The sequence below is a fragment of the Salicola sp. AFF1 genome (assembly GCF_056783195.1).
This window is the reverse complement of the sequence record NZ_JBXAYL010000001.1, coordinates 272,715-294,421: the sequence shown is the minus strand read 5'-3', so window position 1 is coordinate 294,421 and position 21,707 is coordinate 272,715. Positions and strand designations below refer to the sequence as shown.

Here is a 21,707-nt window from a genome sequence, read left to right as displayed (position 1 = left end):
GCGTATTCTACAGCCTCAGCCGATGGCGTCAACAAGTGATTTCAAACCCGTTTCCGCCGTTAACGCATCCCCGCTTCGTTGCGACTCTGGCGGGACTCATCAAGCGGGACCGCCGCAGCCTGTCGCCGCCGGACCCCTTTGCCCCGAAAGAGATGCGCATAATACACCCTGAGAGCGTGACGTCAACAGGGCCACGCTCTCCAGGCCCAATCCTTCGTTGTCTCAGCCCTGGCGCCGCCCCTTTTTACGGAACAAGCGACGCCAGACCCAGAAAAGCGGACCTGATAAAGTATAGACCAGAAACGCGAGGAACAATATGACAGGCGGTTCGATCGCCACCACGGCGAACGCCAGAACCACCAACAGAATCGCGGCGAACGGCACCCGGCCTTTGAGGTCCAGATCCTTGCCACTGTAGTACAGCACGTTGCTGACCATCAGCGTTCCAGCTCCGGCCACCAGAACCACCGCCAGGGCATTGAGCCACCAACCTGGATCAAACTCATGGAAACACCAGACCATGCCGGCAACAACAGCTGCCGCCGACGGGCTGGGAAGCCCCACAAAATAGCGTTTGTCCACGGACCCGATCTGGGTATTAAAGCGGGCCAGCCTGAGCGCCGACCCCGCTACATAGATGAAGGTAACAATCCAGCCCAGCTTATCCAGGCCATTCAAGGCCCAGAAAAAAGCAACCAGCCCCGGCGCAACACCAAAGGCCACCATATCGGCCAGACTGTCATACTCTTCACCAAACCGGCTCTGGGTGTTGGTCAACCGTGCGACACGGCCATCCAGGCCGTCCAGAACCATGGAAACGAAGATCGCGATGGAAGCCATCGCAAAATCACTGTTGGAGGCCGCCACGATGGCATAGAACCCGGAGAACAGGGACGCCGTGGTAAACAGGTTGGGTAACAGGTAGATCCCGCGCTTGCGCACGCGGGAGCCACCCACAACCTCCTCTTCCACCACTTCGGCGCCTTCTATCTCCTCCTCGCCGGACTCAGCCGACGTTGATACCCCCTCTTCGGATTCCGCCATCAGACTGACGCTCCTCTCAATACGGCCCGACGCTCCAACACTGCCTTACTCGTTTCCGACAAGACGGCTCTTCTGCAGCCACGGCATCATGCCACGCAGCCGATCACCCACCTCGGTAATCTGATGCTGCTCGGCAATCCGGCGCTTGGCCTTGAGTGTGGGCTGCCCCGCCTGATTCTCAAGGATGAATTCACGCGCGAACTCACCACTCTGGATCTCGGACAAGCCCTCTTTCATGCGCTGCTTGGTCTCATCGGTGATGATGCGCGGACCACGGGTCACGTCGCCGTATTCCGCGGTATTGGAGATGGAGTAGCGCATGTCCGCAATGCCGCCCTGATAGAGCAGGTCCACGATCAGTTTGAGCTCGTGCAGGCATTCGAAGTACGCCATTTCCGGGGCATAGCCCGCCTCCACCAGTGTCTCGAAACCGGCCTGGATGAGTGCACTGGTACCACCGCACAGCACCATCTGCTCACCGAACAAATCGGTTTCCGTCTCTTCCTGGAAGCTGGTCTCGATGATGCCGGCACGGCCACCGCCGTTAGCGGACGCATAGGACAGGGCGGTGTCCTTGGCCTTGCCCGTGGCATCCTGCTTAACCGCGATCAGCGAGGGCACACCGCTGCCGTCAACATACTGGCTGCGAACCGTATGGCCGGGGCCCTTGGGGGCGATCATGATCACGTCCAGATCCGCCCGGGGCTCGATCTGGTTGTAATGGATGTTGAAGCCGTGAGCGAATGCCAGCGCGGCGCCCTTGCCAATGTTCGGCTCCACCTGCTGCTCGTACAGCGCCTTCTGGTGCTCGTCCGGGGTCAGGATCATGACCACGTCGGCGCCATTCACGGCATCCTCAATCGTCTGGACCTTCAGGCCGGCTTCCTCAGCCTTCTTCCAGGAGGAAGAGCCCTGACGCAGCCCGACAACCACATTGCTAACGCCGGATTCCTTCAGGTTGTTGGCATGGGCGTGCCCCTGTGAGCCATAACCGATGATGGCCACTTTCATGCCCTGGATGATCGAAAGATCACAGTCTTTATCGTAGTAGACCTGCATTACGTTCCCCTGTTCAGAGTGTCGTTAAGGTTTAAACCAGTGATTCAATTCAGAGAGACAGTACTTTCTCACCGCGAGCGATGCCGGACACGCCGGAGCGCACCACCTCCAGAACGCCCATGGTGCCGACCGCCTGAATGAAGGCGTCCAGCTTCTCACCGTCGCCGGTCAGCTGTACCGTGTACACGGTGCTGGTGACATCCACGATCTGGCCACGGAAGATGTCGACGGTGCGCTTGATCTCAGCCCGCTGGGCACCAGTGGCACGCAACTTGATCAGCATCAGTTCACGTTCCACGTGACTACCCTCGGTGAGGTCAACCAGCTTGACCACCTCAACCAGCTTGTTGAGCTGCTTGGTGATCTGCTCAATCACCTTATCCGAGCCCTCGGTGGTCAGCGTCAGCCGCGACAGCGTCGGATCCTCCGTTGGCGCTACCGCCAGACTTTCAATGTTGTAGTTGCGCTGGGAAAACAGCCCGACCACGCGCGAGAGGGCACCGGGTTCGTTCTCCATCAGGATCGAAATGATTCGCCGCATGGTATCAGACCCTCTCTGTCTTGCTGAGCCACATGTCCTTCATCGAGCCCCCGGCTACCTGCATCGGGTAGACGTGCTCGTAGGGGTCCACGTAGATGTCGACGAACACGAGCTGATCCTTCATGGCAAAGGCTTTCTCGAGAACGGGCTCAAGATCCTCGCGACGGGACACTGTGAACGCCACATGCCCATAGGCTTCAAAGAGCTTCTCGAAGTTGGGCAGCGACTCCATGTAGGAATGGGCATAGCGGGACTCGTAGTTCATGTCCTGCCACTGCTTGACCATGCCCAGCGCCTGGTTGTTCAGGTTAATGATCTTCACCGGCAGATGGTATTGCTTACAGGTGGACAGCTCCTGAATGTTCATCTGAATGCTGCCCTCGCCGGTGACACACACCACCTCTTCCTCAGGCATGTGCAGCTTGATGCCCATGGCCGCCGGGAACCCGAAGCCCATGGTGCCCAGGCCGCCGGAGTTGATCCAGCGGTTGGGTTTATCAAACGGATAGAACTGGGCAGCAAACATCTGGTGCTGCCCAACGTCCGAGGTGACGTAAGCCTGGCCATTGGTGACACGATAAAGCGCTTCGACAGCCTCCTGCGGCATGATGTTGTCGCCGTTGCGCTCGTAATGGTAGCGGGGCCTGTAGTTGCCCCACTCCCGGATCTGCTTCCACCAGGCCTCCAGCGCCTCCTGGTCCGGCTTTTCCTCACTCTCACGCACCAGCGTGAGCATTTCATCAAGCACCGAGTCCACGGGCCCGACAATGGGGACATCGGCCTGCACGGTCTTGGAAATGGAGGCCGGATCAATGTCCACATGAACAATCCGGGCGCCGGGACAGAATTTATCCGTGGCGTTGGTAACGCGATCGTCAAAACGAGCGCCGATGGCCACCACCAGATCTGAGTGATGCATGGCCATGTTGGACTCATAGCTGCCGTGCATCCCCAGCCAACCCAGCGACTGGGGATCGGTGGCCGGGAACCCGCCCAGCCCCATGATGGTATTGGTCACCGGGAAGCCCAGTTCATGGGCGAGATCCGTCAACTGTTGCGAGGCCTGGCCCAGCACCACGCCCCCGCCGGCGTAGAGGATCGGCCGGCGGGCACTCATCATCATGTCCACAGCCCGACGGATCTGGCCTGCATGGCCGCGCACTGCCGGGTTATAGGAGCGCATGCTGACCTTTTCCGGGTACTGGTACTCAAACCGCCCGTTGGGAGCCGTCATGTCCTTGGGAATATCAATGACCACCGGGCCAGGACGACCGCTATTGGCCAGATAGAATGCCTTCTTCACGAGCGTGGGAATCTCGGACGGGTGGCGGACCGTCATATTGTGCTTCACGATCGGCCGTGACACGCCAATCATGTCCGTTTCCTGGAAGGCATCTTCACCGATCAGGTGAGAAGCGACCTGCCCACAGAGCACCACCATCGGAATGGAGTCCATGGAAGCGGTCGCGATACCGGTTATGGTATTGGTGGCGCCCGGTCCGGACGTGACAAGCACCACGCCGGGATCACCGGTAGCACGCGCATAACCATCCGCCATGTGGGTGGCGGCCTGCTCATGACGTACAAGGATATGTTTGACATCATCCTGACGGAAAAGCGCATCGTAGATGTGCAGCGCTGCCCCGCCGGGGTAACCGTAGATGTATTCAACGCCCTGGTCTTTCAAAGACCGGACGAGCATTTCGGCACCAGACAGTAGTTCCACGTTGGATCACCCTCTTACAGCAATCAATGTTCAATATCTCTTACACTGCCCGTGCCCTGGAGAAACCGCTTCTTGTGAAAGCTGAATCGGGCTCTGTTCCACACCGCCCCATGAGAAGGTTGGCTCCGGGGCAACTGCACCCTGAGGGTAAAGGTGTACAGTGGGTTGAATGGTGTGGATGCCGAGGAATTACACTACCGGGATTGCCGCCATGCAATTCAACCGCGTACAGGCACGGTCAATTCTGACAGGGTGTGCCGGAGTGTCAACCGTAAGACCCTGCGTGACGGCACATTTTGCGATCACCCTGTGATGGGCTAGATTCAAACCAATACTGACTTATACAACGGAGATTTATGATGCACATCGTGCGCCACCTCACCCTGTTCATCGCGCTCCTCATTGCGCTGCCGGCCAGCGCCGAGATTTACCGCTGGACTGACGACAGCGGTGAAACCCATTTCGGCTCCACACCACCCACGGGCGTCGATGCGCAACCGGTCTCCGCGACGACCACCAACGCCATCAGCAACGCCAACGCGCCATTAGAAGGCGGCAAGGACGGCAAGGCAGACTCCCAGCCGCAAAACGCCTCGGATGATACCGGCGACCAACAGGAAAACAGCGAAGAAATGGAAAAACAGAGGCAGGCGAAACGCGAAGAGAACTGCAAGAAGGTCCAGAAAGCCCTGACAACCCTCAAGAACAACGCCCGCGTTCAGGTCAAGGAAGACGGCAAGCGCCGCTTCCTCTCCCCGAAGGAAAAGGAAGCGAAACGCAAAGAGTATGAACAACTCCGGGACAAGTACTGCGACTGAGGCAGAAGCCTCAGGTCACAGTGAAGCGGAAGGCATCGCCTTCCACATCCGCCCGGATGGTGCTTTCTGACGGGAACTCGCCTTCCAGCAGCTTCTGGGACAGCGGGTTCTCGATGTAACGCTGGATGGCCCGCTTGAGCGGCCGTGCCCCATAGACCGGATCGTAGCCCACACCAGCGATTTTCTTCATGGCCTCGTCGGACAGCGTCAGGCTCAGCTCCTGCTCGGCCAGGCGCTCGTTGAGCTGATCGATCTGGATCTGCGCAATGCCCTCGATCTGCTCCTCGTCCAGCGGATGGAAGACCACAACGTCATCAACACGGTTGATGAATTCAGGCCGGAAGTGACTGCCGACCACGTCCATCACGGAGCGCTTCATCTGCTCGTACTGACCTTCGCCGGCCATGTTCTGGATGATGTCCGAGCCCAGGTTGGACGTCATCACCACCACGGTGTTGCGGAAATCCACCGTGCGGCCCTGGCCGTCGGTCAGGCGCCCATCATCCAGCACTTGCAGCAGGATGTTGAACACATCCCCGTGGGCCTTCTCGACTTCATCAAGCAGCAATACTGAATAGGGCCGGCGCCGCACCGCTTCCGTCAGGTAGCCGCCCTGTTCATAGCCAACATAGCCCGGCGGCGCACCAATCAAACGCGCCACGGAGTGCTTCTCCATGAACTCGGACATATCGATGCGCACCATGGCTTCCTCGGTATCAAACAGGAAGTTCGCCAGCGCCTTGCACAATTCCGTCTTGCCGACACCAGTGGGGCCAAGGAACAGGAACGAACCGTTCGGTCGATGGGGATCCGAAAGCCCGGCACGGGAACGCCGCACCGCGTTCGACACCGCACTGATGGCCTCGTCCTGGCCGATCACGCGCTCGTGAAGGCTGTCCTCCATGCGCAGCAGCTTGTCCTTTTCCCCTTCCAGCATCTTGGACACCGGAATCCCGGTCCACTTGGAGATGACTTCCGCGATCTCCTCATCGGTCACGCGGTTGCGCAGCAGCTGCATCTCCATCATCTCGGCCTGGCTGGCCATGTCCAGCTGGCGCTCCAGCTCCGGAATCTGACCATACTGGATCTCGGACATGCGCTGGAGATCACCGGTGCGCCGGGCGTTGTCCAGCTCGATGCGGGCCTCTTCCAGCTGCTCCTTCACCTTCTGGGCACCGTGGAGCGAGGCCTTCTCAGTGTTCCAGACCTCCTCAAGATCCGCATACTGCTTCTCAAGGTCCTCGATCTGCTCGGACAACTCATCCAGGCGCTTCTTGGAGGCCTCGTCCTTCTCCTTCTTGAGCGCCTCGCGTTCAATCTTGAGCTGGATCAGGCGCCGTTCGAGCCGGTCTAGGGATTCCGGCTTCGAGTCCATCTCGATCCGGATCTGGCTGGCCGCCTCATCCACCAGGTCGATGGCCTTGTCCGGCAGCTTGCGGTCCGTGATGTAACGGTTGGACAGCTTCGCCGCCGCGATGATGGCGCCGTCGGTGACCTCCACCCCGTGGTGGACTTCGTAACGCTCCTTGAGCCCGCGCAGTATGGCAATGGTATCTTCCTCGGTGGGCTCGTCGACCATCACCTTCTGGAAGCGACGTTCCAGGGCCGCATCCTTCTCGATGTTCTCGCGGTACTCATCCAGTGTGGTCGCCCCCACACAGTGCAGCTCGCCCCGCGCCAGTGCCGGCTTGAGCATGTTGCCGGCATCCATGGAGCCCTCGGTCTTGCCAGCGCCGACCATGGTGTGGAGCTCGTCAATGAACAGGATGACCTGCCCTTCCTCCTTGCCGAGCTCGTTCAGCACGGCCTTCAGGCGCTCCTCAAAATCACCGCGGTACTTGGCGCCCGCCAGCAGGGCCCCCAGGTCCAGCGCCAGTACACGCTTGTCCTTGAGGCCATCCGGCACCTCACCGTCGACAATCCGCTGGGCGAGCCCTTCAATGATGGCGGTCTTGCCCACGCCCGGGTCCCCGATCAGCACAGGGTTGTTCTTCTGGCGGCGCTGCAGTACCTGGATGGTTCGCCGGATCTCATCATCCCGGCCGATCACCGGATCCAGCTTACCGTCGCGGGCACGGGCGGTAAGGTCCGAGGTGTATTTATCCAGCGCTTCACGGTTCTCCTCGGCCGACGGATCATCCACGGTCTCGCCACCACGCATGCTCTCAATGGCCTGGGCCATGGCATCCCTGGTAACACCGAACTCCTTGAACAGCTTGCCCAGAGGGCCTTTATCCTCCGTTGCCGCAAGCAGAAAAAGTTCGCTGGAGATGTAGCCATCGCCACGCTGCTGGGCATGCTTGTCCGCCATGTTGAGCAGCCGCCCCAGCTCCTGCCCCATCTGGACATCCCCCTGGTTGTCCTTGACGCGCGCCAGGTTATCGATGCCATCGACCACCGACTGGCGGAACCGGTTCGGGTCCACACTCAGCTGCTGGAGCAGCCCGCGGGTACCGCCGTCTTTCTGGTCAAGCAACGCCTGCATCAGGTGCAGTGGCTCAACGGTATTATTGTCGTTCCCAACCGCCAGCGACTGGGCATCCGCCAGCGCGTTCTGGAGCCGGCTTGTCATCTTGTCAATTCGCATGGATTCTTCCCTCACTTTTCATGCAACCGGGTGACGGGCTCACCCCGGATTGCTCATCTTGGCTTTGTGGGGAGATATTGGGGCTTTTGCCGGCTCTTCAAGCGCTGTCAAGCCAGATAAGCGACGCCATACGGCCGGTGACCCCGTCACGCCGGTGGGAAAAGAAATCCGCCTCATCCGAGAAGGTACAGGCACAGCCGCCGAAAACACGCGTGATGCCCGCTGCTTCCAGCCGCTGCCGGGCAAGCCCATAGAGATCCGCGTACCAGCTTTCACCCAGCGAGGACGCGCGCCTGAAGTGGAACGCCGCATCCGGATCATCCGCCGTGAAAGCGGCACGGACCTCGTCACCCACCTCAAAGGCGGAGGGCCCAATCGCCGGCCCCAGGTACGCCAGAACCCGCGCCGGGTCGGGGAAAACCGCCAGCGTCGCCTCCAGCACACCCGCCGCCAGCCCCCGCCAACCCGCATGGGCCACGGCGACCCGGCAGGCCTGGTCGTCGCAGAACAGCACCGGCAGGCAATCGGCGGTCATGACAACACAGGCCTGTCCCGACTGGTCTGTCCAGGCCGCATCGGCCACTGGTGAGGCTTCCATCGCGGGCACCCGCAACACGCGGTTGCCATGAACCTGTTCAAGCCAGTGAAAGGCATCCGGAGCCAACCCACTGATCCGCGCCAGTTTATCGCGGTTCGCCTGGACGGCGTCGGGGTCGTCATGGACATGGAAGGCGAGGTTGAAACTGCGCCAGGCTCCATCGCTGAAACCACCACGGCGCGTTGTAACCAGGGCCCGAACCCCGGAGGGCGCGGGCCATTCCGGGACGAAGGCACTCTCACCAGGAGCCGGCATCATCACAACGACCGCCTCTCGGAAAAATCGGCCAGGGCGCCCAGAAGCTGCTGCAGGTCCGCCGGCAATGGCGCCTCCCACTCACAGAACGCGTCCGTCGCCGGATGGGCAAGCTCAAGCCGGGCCGCGTGCAGGGCCTGGCGCCGGAACCCATCCAGTACGGCGCGCAACTCGGCATCCGTTCCCTTCGGGTACCGCATCCGGTTTCCATAAACCGGGTCCCCCAGAAGTGGATGATTGATGTGCGCCATATGCACCCGGATCTGGTGGGTCCGGCCACTTTCCAGCTGGCACCGGATATGACTGAACCCGCCGAGGCGACGCTCCAGCCGGTAATGGGTAACGGCGGGGCGGCCGTCGGGGACTACCGCCATTTTCTTGCGCTGCTTCGGGTGGCGCCCTATGGGCTCATCGATGCGCCCGCCGCCGGTCAGTTCACCCACGCACACAGCTTGATACTCACGCCCCATGCGCCGTTCCTGGAGCTGCTCCACCAGCGAGGTGTGGGCCTCCAGGCTGCGGGCCACGACCATGATGCCGCTGGTGTCCTTGTCCAGCCGGTGCACAATGCCCGCCCTCGGAATGCGCTCCAGCTCCGGGGCATGGTTGAGAAGCGCATTAACCAGAGTTCCGGCCTCATGCCCCGCCGCAGGATGGACAACCAGGCCCGCTGGCTTGTTCACCACGATCAAGTGCTCATCTTCATAGATGATATCAAGCTCAATGGCCTCCGCCTCCCAGCTCACTTCCGCTACGGGCGTGGCAGCCACCTCTACCTGGTCATCCACCAACACCCGGTCCCGGGGCCGGCGTTTCTCCCCATTAACCGTCAACTCGCCCGAGCGTACCCATCCCTGGATGCGCGAGCGGGAATGCTCCGGCATCAGCTGCGCAACAGCCTGGTCCAGCCGCTGGTCGCTGAGCTCCGGCGGTACGCTGAAGCTTGTTTCAATACGCTCTGTGCCGCTTGTCATCAAATGCGCCGTCCTGCCCTCTGCTGGTTCCGAATCATGATCCCGACCGTTACAATGGCCGTCAACTCAAAGCCTTCCCAACCACAGTATACAGGTAATCGCATGACGCGACGGGTTACACCCCACAATGCCCAAGGCACTCGCCCCCACACTGGCGCCAGAGTCATTGGCTGCGTGCTTGCCACGGTACTGCTCGCCGGCTGCGCCAGTACCAGCGAGGATGAAACCCTGCCCCAGGAAAAGTACTACGAGCAGGCTCGCAGCTCCATGAACGCCGGCAACTTCGAGTCCGCCCAGCAGAACCTGGAGGCATTGGAGACCTACTACCCGTTCGGCCGGTATGCGGAACAGGCTCAGCTCGACCTGATCTATGCCCGTTACCAGAACCTGGACCTCCAGGGCGCGCGGAGCGCCGCCGACCGTTTCCTGCGGCTCAACCCCCAGAGCGAGAACGCGGATTACGCCCTCTACATGCGGGGCATCGCCTCCTATTACATGGACCTTGGCCTTGGGGCCCGCTACTTCCCCATCGAAGTGGAAGCCCGGGACCCTGGCCAGCAACGCCAGGCCTTTAAGGACTTCTCCCAGCTGGTCAACCGCTACCCAGAGAGTGATTACGCGGCGGACGCCCGCCAGCGCATGATCGCCATCCGCAACCGGATGGCCGGGAAAGAGCTTGCAGCGGCGGAATACTACATTAAGCGGGAGGCCTATATTGCGGCCCTGAATCGCGCCCGCACCGTGGTGGAGGATTACAGCAGGACACCGGCGGCGGAAGAAGCCCTGATGATCATGGCGGAGATGTACGCACGCCTGGGGCTCGACCAGGAGCGCGCGGACACGGTGCGCGTACTGGCGCAGAACTTCCCGGAATCACCGGCGCTGGATGACAATGGGCAGTTCATACGCCAGAGCTTTGGCATCCAGGACCGCTCCCTGGCCAGCGTGCTGACCTTCGGGCTTCTCGGCGGCCCGAAAGAGGCCAGGTAGCGGGCATCAGCCGCCCGCCTGCCACCGGTTGGTGATCGGGTAACGCCGGTCCCGGCCAAACCCCCGCTTTGTAATGCGGGTACCAATGGGGGCCTGGCGGCGCTTGTACTCGTTAACGTCCACCAGCCGGACGGCCCGCCAAACCTCATCCCGATCATACCCCTCGGCAATGATGGCCTCAGCGCCAACGTCCTTTTCAACATACAACGCCAGGATCCGGTCCAGAACCTCATAGGGCGGCAGGCTGTCCTCGTCCTTCTGGTCCGGCGCCAATTCGGCCGAGGGGGGACGATCAATGATGCGCTGGGGAATCACGGTTTCATGGTGGTTGCGCCAACGTGAGAGCTGGTATACCAGCGTCTTGGACACATCCTTGAGCACACTGAAGCCCCCGGCCATGTCGCCGTACAAGGTGGAATACCCCACCGCCAGCTCGCTCTTGTTGCCCGTGGTCAGTACCAGGCTGCCGAACTTGTTGGACAGGCTCATCAACAGCATGCCGCGGATCCGGGCCTGCAGGTTTTCCTCAGTGGTATCCACGCCCCTGTCGCCAAAGGGGGCGGCCAGCGTATCCATGAAGGCATCGTAGATGGATTCGATGGAGAGGACCCGGTACTCAACGCCCAGCCCATGCGCCATGCGCTCCGCATCCTCCAGGCTCATGCTGGAGGTGTAGCGGAAGGGCATCATCACCGCGGAGACGCGGTCCGCCCCCAGAGCGTCCACGGCCACCGCCAGTGTCAGGGCGGAATCGATGCCGCCGGACAGCCCCAGCACCGCTGTCGGAAAACCATTCTTGCGCATATAATCCCGCAACCCCACACACAGGGCCTGATAGGCCACCGCCTCTTCACCGACTTCCGGTTGCCCCGCCGTCGCCTCAACCCCTCCATCATGGTTCACATGCACCGGGTGCAGGACCTGCTCAAAGCGTGGCGCCCGGGTGCATTCACGCCCCTGGGCATCAAAGGCCAGCGAGCCTCCATCAAAAACCAGCTCATCCTGCCCCCCGACGAGGTTGACATAGACAATCCCCAACCCATGGGACCGGGCCAGCGTTGCCAGCCGCTCCCGCCGCTCCGATTGGCGGTCCCAGTGGTAGGGGGAGGCATTGAGGTTGATCAGCAGACGGGCACCCTTTTCGGCGGCAGCGGCAACAGGCTGATCGTGCCAGATATCCTCACAGATGGTAACGGCCACGGGCAGCCCCCGCAGCTCAAAAACACACGTCTCAGTCCCGGGAAGGAACCAGCGCTTTTCGTCGAAAACATCCTGGTTGGGCAGATACTGCTTGACGGCCTCCCCCACCACCCGTCCGGCGTCCAGCACCATGGCCGCGTTGACCAGGCCCTCATCCGTCGCCCGTGGGGCTCCGAAAATCAGGATAACCTCCGGCATGGCCTCAGCAATGGACTCGACAGCCTGCTCGACACCCCCCTGCAGATCAGGCCGAAGCAGGAGGTCCTCTGGGGGGTAGCCGGTCAGTGCCAGCTCCGGGAAAACCACAATATCCGCGCCATGCTCCTGGACCGCTTCCCGGGTCATGGCAAGCATGCCGTCGGCGTTACCCGGGATATCCCCGACCGTGGCGTTGAACTGGGCCATCAGGACCCGCAAACCGGCTGTCATTCCCCTCTCTCCTGTCACCATAGGCATTGGAACGGTATTATAACCGCCTGAATCCATTTTGACGTTCCATCCAGAGGGAGTCCCCATGGAGGCGCCGCCACCGGCAGCAAGGCACGATCAGCGCGCCCGCCTGTTCCGGGTCTACAATTACTACCGGATCGTCATCAGCCTCCTCTTGGTGGCGCTGTTGCTGCTTGAAAGCGGGCTGGTCAGGACCCCCCTGTACAGCGAATGGCTCTTCCAGGCCACCGCGCTTCTCTACCTGGCCATGAATATTGGTACGGGCATGCTCATGCTGGCGGCCCACCGGCTCCGCGGCTGGCACATCACGGTCTCCATCCTGGCGGACCTGCTGATGATCCACCTGCTCGCCTTTTTCAGCGGCGGCATCAGCAGTGGCATTGTCAACCTGGGCATCATCAGCGTGGCGGCCGGCAATATCCTGATCCCGGGCCGGATCGGCATCTTCTACGCGGCACTTGCAACCCTGGCCTCCCTGCTCACGGCCGGCCTGCTGTTTTCCCAGGGTCTATCCGGGGCTGACGACATCGTTCGCGCCGGTGTTATGGGCGGGATCTATTTCGCCGCCGCTTTCCTGCTCCAGAACATCACGCGCCGCCTCGCCTCCAGTGAACAGCTGGCCTCGGAACGGGCACGCAGTATTGAGGAACTGGAACACCTCAACCATCAGATCATCCAGCGCATGCATACCGGCATCCTGGTGGCGGACCCCAATGGCACCATCCGCATGGCCAACGCCGCCTCCGGCGAGCTGTTGCTGGGTGAGCGGGCGGCCGCCCCCTGGCTTCTCGACCTTCCCCCCGCGCTGAAGCAGCGCCTCGACCAGTGGCTTGAGACCCCCGGTGCGCGCACCCCACCGTTCCAGGCACGCAACGAAACGCCCAGTGTTCAGGCCAATTTCATGCGGCTGGAGCAGCCATTGGAACACCTGATCCTGATCTTTCTGGAAGACACCGGCAAGATCACCCAGCAGGCCCAGCAGATGAAACTGGCCTCACTGGGACGGCTTACGGCCGGCATCGCCCACGAGATCCGCAACCCCCTGGGGGCGATCAGCCACGCGGCCCAGCTCCTCGGTGAATCCCAAACGGCCGACAAGGGGGACCAGCGGATGGCGGGCATCATCCAGCGCCACAGTGAGCGGGTGAACGCCATCATTGAGAATGTGCTGGAGCTTTCACGCCGGCGCAGTACCAGCGTCCGCCTGGTTGAGCTGGGCGAGTGGCTGGCACATGTCATCAACGACTATCGCGAGTCCGTCCCGGACCCCGTACTGATTGACCTCAAGCTCTCAAGTGCGCCCGGCTCGGCACGCTTTGACCCCTCACAGCTGCAGCAGGCACTGACCAACCTGATCGATAACGGCCTGCGTTACAGCCGCCAGCGTACCGGCGACGCCCAGCTCAGGGTGCGCACCGGTGTGACGGAGGACGGCCAGAGAGCCTATATTGATGTCCAGGACTTTGGGCCGGGACTGAATGAAAGCCAGCAGGCCTCCCTGTTCGAGCCCTTTCATACCACAGAAAAGAACGGGACAGGCCTGGGGCTCTATCTGGCCCGGGAGCTCTGCGAGGCCAACCAGGCCAGGCTCTTCCTTCTGGCGAACAGTGGGGAAGGGTGCTGCTTCCGCATCACCTTTGCGCATCCGGAGCGCCGGGCACTGGATGTTAGTGACTCGGGCGCCAACCTGACAGGGAATGAACCATGAGCGACTACAAGGCGTTGATCGTTGATGACGAACCGGACATCCGGGAACTGCTCGACATCACTCTCAGCCGCATGGCCATTGAGTGCACCACGGCCGCAACACTGGGCGAGGCGCGTGACCTGCTCGCCAGCCAGCCCTTCCACCTCTGCCTGACCGACATGAGTCTGCCGGATGGCAACGGCATCGACCTTGTGGAGTGGATGCAGAACCAGTATCCGGGCATACCGGTTGCCGTCATTACCGCTTACGGCTGCATGGACTCCGCCATAACGGCATTAAAGACCGGCGCGTTTGACTTTGTCTCCAAGCCCGTGGAGCTGCCGCGCCTGCGGGAACTGGTCGAGAGCGCGCTGCGGTTGCCCTCGGAAAGCGGCAACGATGAACCACCCGAAACCGCCCCCGAGGACGACGGCAAGCTCCTCGGCGAATCCCCACAGATCGAGGCGCTTAGGCGCCAGGCACGGAAGGTAGCGCGCAGCCAGGCGCCGGTCTACATCAGCGGGGAGTCCGGCAGCGGCAAGGAACTGGTCGCACGCCTGATCCATGAGCACGGGCCCCGTCGTGACCACCCTTTTGTACCGGTCAACTGCGGCGCCATTCCCCAGGAATTGATGGAGAGCGAGTTCTTCGGCCACCGCAAGGGCAGCTTCACCGGCGCCACCGAGAACAAGGATGGCCTTTTCCAGGCCGCCCATCAGGGGACGCTTTTCCTGGACGAAGTAGCGGACCTGCCCATGCCCATGCAGGTCAAGCTGTTACGCGCGATCCAGGAGAAGCGCATCCGCCCCGTAGGGGCCAAGGACGAAACCGCCGTGGATGTCCGCCTGCTGAGCGCCACCCACCACAACCTGGCGGCATTGGTGGAAGAGGGCCTGTTCCGCCAGGACCTGTTCTACCGCATCAACGTGATTGAACTCAGGGTTCCCTCGCTGCGCGAACGCGCCACCGACATCCCGATCCTGGCCCGGCACATCCTCGGGCGCCTGGCACGGGACTATGACCTGCCACCGGCGCAACTCAGCGACAACGCCCTCACCGCGCTCCAGGCACACCCGTTCCCGGGAAACGTACGGGAATTGGAGAACTGCCTGGAACGGGCCTTCACGCTGAGTGAGGACGACGTGATCCACGCCGAGGACCTCCAGCTGGGAGGCGGCCCCTCAACAGCCGGGGAGACCAGGGACAGAACGGACTTCCCCGACCCGGCCGAAAGCGGCATGGACCTGGAGTCCTACCTGGAATCCATTGAGCGCGCCACCCTTGAAAAAGCGCTGGAACAGACCGACGGCAACAAGACCGCCGCCGCCCGCCAGCTGGGGATCAGCTTCCGGGCCCTGCGGTATAAGCTCAAGAAACTGGGCATGGATTAACCACCCGGCCCTCAGGACCAGGCCATTGCCCTTTCCTGTCCCAATTGTCTAGAATCGATGTATCCGGACACGGATTGAACGGATTCGACAAGAGGGACTTCAGGGATGGAACGCACGGAAAGCGGTCTGACGCTGCTTGAGCTGGTCATTGTTCTGGTGATTGTGGGCATTGTGGCCAGCATGGCGGTTCCAGGCTTTCAAAGCCTTATCGAGGACACCACCCGCCGGAGCCAGATGCGGAGCATGGTGGGGCTCTTCAACCTCGCCCGCATCCGGGCCGTCAGCGAAGCCACAATCGTAACCGTCTGCCCTCTGGATGGCAGCGACCAATGCACGGGCGATTGGCATCAGCCAGTGCAGGTGTTCGCCGACCCGGACAACCAGCGAGCGCTCGCCAATAATACCACCGTCTTCCGCGTTAGGAAGCCGGTCCAATCTGGCATCTGGCGCGTGAACGTAGGCAATCGCGGCTATTTCCAGTACCGGCCCAATGGAATGGTCCGGGGTACGCTTGGCAACCTGACCTGGTGCCCAGAAAGCGGCAATGAGAAAAATGCCGGCCAGCTAATCGTCAATATGGGCGGCCGCCTGCGCTTCGCTCAGGACCACTCTGGGGATGGCATTGTTCAAGACAGCCGCGGGCAGCCTGTCAAATGCCCGTAATCCGCATGCAGGCAGTCACTACCATCAGAACCGGAACAGGGATCATGGCGAACGCGTAACCATCTCGTCGACTGCCAGACCACTGTCACTATTCCCAGTCATTTTCACCAGCGTCCACGGAACCGTTGTTATTTTCATCCCACCAACGCGTGCCGGTGTGATCCAACTCAAGCACGCCATCGCCCGACTGCGCATTTTTCGGTGTCGCGCGCAGTGTGTAGCTGGTTGCATCAACCGCACTGATGGTCAGATCGTAAAATTTCGGACTGCCGTCCTTCGGCACCTCATCGGGGTAGATGGAGGGGGCGCCCGTATCCGGGGAACCGGCGCCCGTATAGGTATTGTTCGAAGTCCGGTGACGCTCCATCGCGCTGGCCAGGCCCATCAGGGCCGCCTGGGCGTCAGAGCGCCGGGCGTCCTCAACGTACTTCAGGTAGCTGGGGTAAGCGATTGCCGCAAGAATACCGATGATCGCCACCACGATCATCAGTTCAATGAGGGTAAACCCGTTGCTCCGGCCTCGATTCCACATATTACCCTTTACTCCTCATACCAGTAGATCTTACGGACCAGCGAATCGGGCTCTGGTGTCTGAGTCGTTTCGGAGCCGGTCACGATGATTTCTTCGCCGTCAATCGTGATCGGTTTCGGAGACGGCGGTAGACCGGTTGTCTTCAGCTTCTTCTCGCGGTCCGAATTTGTCAGTTCCTCGTCACTGCCTTCACCATCATAGTTCATCACGGCACGGCCATCCCGAAGCTTCACATGGTAAAGGCGGCCCTGGCCAGCGGCCGGATTGCAGGGGTCCTCGTTGCCCGACGGTTCATAGGTGGAGATGTACACATCCCCACGCAGCGTGGTGCTGCTCGAAAGCACCTTCTCACCGGACCGAGTGAGCCGGATGTACCAGCCATCACTGTCAGCAAGGTCTTTTTCGGCCGCCTCTTTCTGAGAATCCGTTCCCTCCTGGATCAGGTTATCCGTCGTGTCATAGAGATCGTCTTCAGTCAGCGTTGTGTACTCAATGTTTCCATCGTCGTCGGTGGGCGCCGCAATACTTGATATATCAAGTTTGTAGAGACGGTCTTCGATCACCTCATCAAGCGGATGCGCCTGAAACCCCGAACCGATGACCAGATTAAGCTGTCGGGTGCCATTTTTGAGCGTACCGGACAGATCCGGCGTGTGGTAGAACCGGCGGTTCGAAGCCGCCGTATCGCCAGCAAGGTCCGCGATCACGCCACCGGTCGCAAAGTTGGATGCTGATTTACCGTGCGCAAAGTCCACCCGCCAGATCTGACCGCCCATGTCGCCGACGTAGATTTGATCGGCTAGATCATCCCCATTGACGTCAATTACGGCCGGAGTGGCAGGGATGCTGTAGTCCATGCTATCGAGTTCCAGATCGGCCCCACTGCCATCCGGTCCGGCCCACCAGAGGCGCTCGCCGGTGGTCGCATCCACCATGTAGATGGCGCGCCCCTGATCGTCAGCCGTGCGGGTATTGGCATCATCCTGATCCGGATCATAACCTCCACTGAAGATCAGCACATCCTTGACGGCATCCCCGATCCGTACTTTTTTCTTGACCGGGTCCGACCAGGACTGACCCAGCTCAGCGAAATCGCCCTGACCACCTTTGATCGTCCAGAGCATTTCCGGGGCCGAGCGATCGGTCACGTCCAGTCCATAGTAATTGCGGCCACCCCGGCGCATGCCGGAATAGATGTAGACGTGGTCTTCTCCGTTAACCTCATTATTGCCATCCTTATCCGCGAACCAACTGGTGATTGAACCATCCATCCCGTACGGGCGCAGGGACTCAGTTTCCTGATTCGCCATCAAAGCCGGTTGGTGCGCCAACAACGCCTCTGGGATGAAGGAGAAATGAGGCTGACCAGTCTCACCATCAATGGCATGGATGTAGCCCTGATTGTCCCCAAAGAAAACCGTCGTGTCGGGATCTTCTTCCGTGCCGCCGTAAACCTGGAGATTCGGTCGTGAGTGCAAAGGGTCTGCGATGTAATGCCGCGAATCGCTCACGTCGCCGTCTTGGTCAGCATCATTCACGTCGGCCCCGCGGGTCCACTTGATGAGCTTACTGTGATCCGCATCACTCATGTTCGCATCACCAAACATGGCCTTAGTGAGGTTATCGTTAGAGGTGGTCAACTCGTTCGCATTATCCGAGAGCGTCTGGCTTGTCGAGCCGCTGTAGTACGTGTACACCTCACGGCTCGCATTATCGTCAGGAAGCTGCTCTGCAACCCCGCCCTCTGACGCATCTCGGCCATCCGGCTCGTCACTCCAGTAGCTGCGAGCACCCTCCTTGAAGAATCCCGTCGCGGGATCAATCGCCGGCTCCCCGTTCTGATCGACAATCGTACCATCTGATTTGATACGGTACCGTTTCAGATTACCCGGCCAGCGCGGCTTGGTTGTCGGCTTAAATAACGCGTAATACAGGGAATCCAAGTGCTCAAGCTGATTGAAGTTATTGACACTGACACCCGGTGAAGAGAAGGTGTTGTCCGTGGAGAGCACTTTCTTGATGATGGCATTGAAAGCGTCCGTTAGGTCCTCCGCGTTATCGGCGAGATAGTATTCACCACCACCTTTTTCCGCCGTGCTAGACAACAAGTCCTGATCGGTCAGAAAACCAACCGTATGCGTCGTTACGCGCTGGTTACCGTTGTAATCATCCGCAATATCTGAGTTCTGCATATACCCGGCAATCTCATCCAGGCAATTACCGTCGCAACTGCCAATACCGAGCTCTCTCGCCATGTAGCCGGTGTGGTTATAGTCTTTGGTAGGCTTGCCGTCTGTCAGTACGACCGCATGATTCTGTTGACACTCGAGATTGATCGGGCTGTCGTACTGATTTCCATCCATTGCGCCAGCCGCCTGATCATCGGCATCACTGAGAAAGGGCGATTTGCCCTCATAATAGCGCTTAGCGCCAAATAGCGTCTCAGAAAGCGGCGTATTGGTCTCCGGCCCGAGCGCGTTCACACCCTCTTTAAACGTTTGCCGGTTCTGTTCGACATCAGCGACCGGAACAAGGATGCGCCCTCCTTCTCCCATGTACTGATTAATCCTTCTGTGATACCGGGTGTTGGCATTCGTATCAAATGCCATCATTCCAATATTAACGTTAGACAGCCCGTCAGCGAGATTATTCGATACTTCCTGAACAATCTCCAGCCGGGTCTTTGTTTGCGTCTCCCGATGATTATTGTACCAGTTCAGGTAATTCGCCGACATGAAAACCTGGGGCTCCTTGTTTGCCCAGTTAACCTGGTTATTCCCCTCGGCTTTGCATACCGTTGCAAACTCCGTGTTGTCGGTCCTGTTGAAAGATTGCCAGCCCTCGCCCCAAAACCCATCATAATAGTAGGACATGAGGTATGGAGCCGTTTTTCCCACCCTATCCAGCTTATTCAATACATCCTGACACTGAATTACATCTTTGCTTATTTTGTAATAATCACCATTGTCCTCATAATAGATGAAGCCATCATCAACCCTCCCAGAGTAATCCTTGCTACTGTCATAATCCGATGTTTGGACTTCTACCTGAGCGTCCATACTCCCGGAATTATCCAGAACAAAAAGAACGTTGGGACGACTAACATCCTGGTCGATGTTGAAAAATATCTCCGTATCATCAGCATGAACCGACGTTCCAAACGTCATAAACAGGACAGCGGATATGATACTCGTTAAAAATCGTTGGTACTTCATTACGTCCCCTCCCGACTACCGGGCGAAGAAGATGACCTTATCGGCCATCTCCGTTTCACTGTTGTAGATAATCGTGCCACCGGCGCCACTTAGCGCACTCGCTTCACGGGCTGTCAACGAACGCTCCCCCTGCTTAAACGCAATTGAATCCGCCGGAAGAAACCGCTCACCGGTACAGGACGGGCAAGGCTTAGCCACAACGCTGACAACCTCACCATCCTCATTAACATCGACGCGGACGTCAGAGCTCTCAACAGCCTTCTGAAGCAGCTCCATACCTAGCCCGCTACTCTGTGCCACTGACGCGGTTGGCCAGCTCATTAGAACCAACAAAAGAACCGTAATGCTCACCCCACCGTGAAACCGTTTCATCTCAAATCCTCCCCAAAACTGCGAGCGCCCCCTTAATTGGGAACAAACCCCTGTGTCACCGTTGCCCCTGCCTGTGTCGCTGTATTCTCAACAGACATACGCATTTCAAAACGCCTTGTGGGAAGGTCAGAATTCATGGATGATTCCTGCCCTTCTGCCGCAAATGGCGTATTTTCCCCCATGTAGGTCAGCACATACTCGGCGTTGAGCGACTGGCGCGACGTTCTGAACGTCTTGGGACTGCCGGGCTTACCAACGCCGCGCCTGATGGCGTTACCCAAATCCGCAGATGCCCCCCCCAGAATATCCTCATCCCGCATGGCCTGATCCAGCAGGCTCTCTGCCGACTGAAATGCGCGATTGCTGTCCTGAGCATTAGAGGCCATGCGCTCCTGCATCACGGACATTTCCATGACGCTGAGACCAAGCAGGGTCACCACCAGCAGAACAATCAGACTGACGAACAGGACTGACCCCTCATGGCGACCCACCAGCCTGCTTCCATCGTTACGGTAATGAAGGTTCTTCATGCCACTCCTCTATCTCGTCGGTATCTGATTACGCAGCTTGATCGTGGTGACGAACACCCGCCGAAGCCGTTGATCATCCGGGTAGGTCGCCGCTGCACCTGCCGTGCCAGCCGGCTGGACTGTCAGACCAGGCATGTTGTAGTCCTTGGCATCCGATGAAGGCATGACGCTCTGAGCGTCGCTGACGAGCAAACCGACGCGAATCGCTTCCACATCATTCCATTCGTCATTATTGACAGCCGCTGCGCCGGCGTACCGGATGTTGTCACCCTCCCGGACGCCATACTGCACCTGGAGCCGCTCAACCCCAGCCACGATTTCATTGCCATTCTGATATAGGGCGAATACAGCGTTTCCCTGATCATCCTCACGACCGGTGTCCTGAACCCAGTAAGTATCCGTCGAGAAATGAAAAACCTGTGACCCAGCCGGATAGACATTCGATAGCGGGTTGTGTTTAATCTTCTGGGTCTCACCGTCCTCGCTCTGAACCGTGAAAACATCGGCGTTGACGCAATTGGTGATGAGCGCGGCTTCGCTCTGAGTAAAATCCTGGGCACCCTTCTCATCGACAGTCTGGATCACACTTCCGGCCGTCGCCATGTCGGAATCAAGCACCGCTTTCGGCGCGGACGCACGATGCACCTGAACCACATCGGTTGCGGCAATGGCCGACGCCTTGATGTTATTCACGCCGATATGGTCGGCCGCCGAATCCCAGTTGCTGCCCCCTACTTCGATACCACGTAAACCGACACCGAAGAAATCGCCATCGAGTGAGGAGGCCGAAAACTTCGGAACAAGATCCTGCATTGGATCAGAGCACCCCTGAAACCCCGCCATCCGGATATCGCGGGTCATAATGCCAAGCGCAATACGGCCAGCCTCCTGCACCCGGGCCAACGACTGACTCATACGTGAGTTGTCACTTGAATCAAGGTAAACGGTCAGCACACCCAGCGTGAGAATCGAACTGAGCACCAGCGCCACCATTAACTCAATCATGGAAAGCCCTTCCTCACGGCGGTGGCATCGATCACGGAGCCAACTAATTCGATATGCGCTCATGCCAATG

The 21,707-nt window shown here is 59.7% G+C and carries 18 protein-coding genes; 5 read left to right on the top strand and 13 right to left on the bottom strand.

The annotated features are described in order from the left end of the window. Positions 1-222 precede the first annotated feature (222 nt). From pssA to AC1RQI_RS01355, 4 genes are read right to left on the bottom strand one after another with little or no spacing between them, the layout of a single operon-like run. Entirely contained in the window at positions 223-1,044 is an 822-nt protein-coding gene (gene pssA / locus AC1RQI_RS01370) for a CDP-diacylglycerol--serine O-phosphatidyltransferase (protein WP_481903359.1), read from the bottom strand. Positions 1,045-1,089: 45 nt separating this feature from the next. Then, positions 1,090-2,103, bottom strand: coding sequence for a ketol-acid reductoisomerase (gene ilvC / locus AC1RQI_RS01365; protein WP_481903358.1), 1,014 nt, complete (start codon positions 2,101-2,103; stop codon positions 1,090-1,092). 49 nt (positions 2,104-2,152) lie between these two features. Continuing rightward, positions 2,153-2,644, bottom strand: coding sequence for an acetolactate synthase small subunit (gene ilvN, locus AC1RQI_RS01360; protein ID WP_416633768.1), 492 nt, complete (start codon positions 2,642-2,644; stop codon positions 2,153-2,155). A gap of 4 nt (positions 2,645-2,648) precedes the next feature. After that, the gene (locus tag AC1RQI_RS01355) at positions 2,649-4,370 is read right to left on the bottom strand and encodes an acetolactate synthase 3 large subunit (protein ID WP_481903357.1); all 1,722 of its coding nucleotides are present in this window, start codon (positions 4,368-4,370) and stop codon (positions 2,649-2,651) included. 356 nt (positions 4,371-4,726) lie between these two features. Here AC1RQI_RS01355 and AC1RQI_RS01350 point away from each other — a divergent pair, with 356 nt between their 5' ends. Next, on the top strand, positions 4,727-5,188 hold the full coding sequence (locus AC1RQI_RS01350; RefSeq protein WP_481903356.1) for a DUF4124 domain-containing protein: 462 nt from the start codon (positions 4,727-4,729) through the stop codon (positions 5,186-5,188). 10 nt (positions 5,189-5,198) lie between these two features. Here the strand turns inward: AC1RQI_RS01350 and clpB are convergent, their stop codons facing one another. The 3 genes from clpB to rluD all read right to left on the bottom strand — a co-directional run bounded on the left by clpB (position 5,199) and on the right by rluD (position 9,602). Continuing rightward, the gene (clpB, locus tag AC1RQI_RS01345; protein ID WP_481903355.1) at positions 5,199-7,775 is read right to left on the bottom strand and encodes an ATP-dependent chaperone ClpB; all 2,577 of its coding nucleotides are present in this window, start codon (positions 7,773-7,775) and stop codon (positions 5,199-5,201) included. Between the two features lie 97 nt (positions 7,776-7,872). Further along, the gene (pgeF, locus tag AC1RQI_RS01340; protein ID WP_481903354.1) at positions 7,873-8,631 is read right to left on the bottom strand and encodes a peptidoglycan editing factor PgeF; all 759 of its coding nucleotides are present in this window, start codon (positions 8,629-8,631) and stop codon (positions 7,873-7,875) included. After that, entirely contained in the window at positions 8,631-9,602 is a 972-nt protein-coding gene (gene rluD, locus AC1RQI_RS01335; RefSeq protein ID WP_481903353.1) for a 23S rRNA pseudouridine(1911/1915/1917) synthase RluD, read from the bottom strand. The genes pgeF and rluD overlap by 1 nt, the downstream gene beginning before the upstream one ends. Positions 9,603-9,704: 102 nt before the next feature. Here rluD and AC1RQI_RS01330 point away from each other — a divergent pair, with 102 nt between their 5' ends. Further along, a complete protein-coding gene (locus tag AC1RQI_RS01330) occupies positions 9,705-10,592 on the top strand; it encodes an outer membrane protein assembly factor BamD (protein WP_481903352.1) in 888 nt (295 codons plus the stop codon). 6 nt (positions 10,593-10,598) lie between these two features. On the opposite strand, the gene AC1RQI_RS01325 is transcribed toward AC1RQI_RS01330, so the two are convergent. After that, entirely contained in the window at positions 10,599-12,221 is a 1,623-nt protein-coding gene (locus AC1RQI_RS01325) for an NAD+ synthase (RefSeq protein WP_481903351.1), read from the bottom strand. An 85-nt stretch (positions 12,222-12,306) separates the two neighbouring features. Between AC1RQI_RS01325 and AC1RQI_RS01320 the strand changes: the two genes are divergently transcribed. From AC1RQI_RS01320 to AC1RQI_RS01310, 3 genes are all read left to right on the top strand, one after another. After that, positions 12,307-13,950 carry a two-component system sensor histidine kinase NtrB gene (locus tag AC1RQI_RS01320; RefSeq protein ID WP_481903350.1) on the top strand — a complete coding sequence of 548 codons (1,644 nt, stop codon included), beginning with the start codon at positions 12,307-12,309 and terminating at the stop codon, positions 13,948-13,950. Continuing rightward, positions 13,947-15,320, top strand: coding sequence for a sigma-54-dependent transcriptional regulator (locus AC1RQI_RS01315; RefSeq protein ID WP_481903349.1), 1,374 nt, complete (start codon positions 13,947-13,949; stop codon positions 15,318-15,320). The genes AC1RQI_RS01320 and AC1RQI_RS01315 overlap by 4 nt, the downstream gene beginning before the upstream one ends. 105 nt (positions 15,321-15,425) lie before the next feature. Then, positions 15,426-15,983: a GspH/FimT family pseudopilin gene (locus AC1RQI_RS01310; RefSeq protein ID WP_481903348.1), complete on the top strand. Its 558-nt coding sequence runs from the start codon at positions 15,426-15,428 to the stop codon at positions 15,981-15,983. A gap of 88 nt (positions 15,984-16,071) precedes the next feature. On the opposite strand, the gene AC1RQI_RS01305 is transcribed toward AC1RQI_RS01310, so the two are convergent. Genes AC1RQI_RS01305 through AC1RQI_RS01285 form a run of 5 tightly spaced genes read right to left on the bottom strand, consistent with a single transcriptional unit; the run spans position 16,072 to position 21,700 of the window. Then, on the bottom strand, positions 16,072-16,515 hold the full coding sequence (locus AC1RQI_RS01305) for a type IV pilin protein (protein ID WP_481903347.1): 444 nt from the start codon (positions 16,513-16,515) through the stop codon (positions 16,072-16,074). An 8-nt stretch (positions 16,516-16,523) separates the two neighbouring features. Continuing rightward, complete coding sequence (locus AC1RQI_RS01300; RefSeq protein ID WP_481903346.1) at positions 16,524-19,730, bottom strand: pilus assembly protein; 3,207 nt, start codon at positions 19,728-19,730, stop codon at positions 16,524-16,526. A 15-nt stretch (positions 19,731-19,745) separates the two neighbouring features. Next, complete coding sequence (locus tag AC1RQI_RS01295) at positions 19,746-20,102, bottom strand: hypothetical protein (protein ID WP_481903345.1); 357 nt, start codon at positions 20,100-20,102, stop codon at positions 19,746-19,748. Positions 20,103-20,134: 32 nt separating this feature from the next. Continuing rightward, on the bottom strand, positions 20,135-20,632 hold the full coding sequence (locus AC1RQI_RS01290; RefSeq protein ID WP_481903344.1) for a pilus assembly PilX family protein: 498 nt from the start codon (positions 20,630-20,632) through the stop codon (positions 20,135-20,137). A gap of 9 nt (positions 20,633-20,641) precedes the next feature. Beyond that, positions 20,642-21,700 (bottom strand): PilW family protein, encoded by a 1,059-nt coding sequence (locus AC1RQI_RS01285; RefSeq protein ID WP_481903343.1) that lies wholly within the window; start codon positions 21,698-21,700, stop codon positions 20,642-20,644. Between the last annotated feature and the right edge of the window lie 7 nt (positions 21,701-21,707).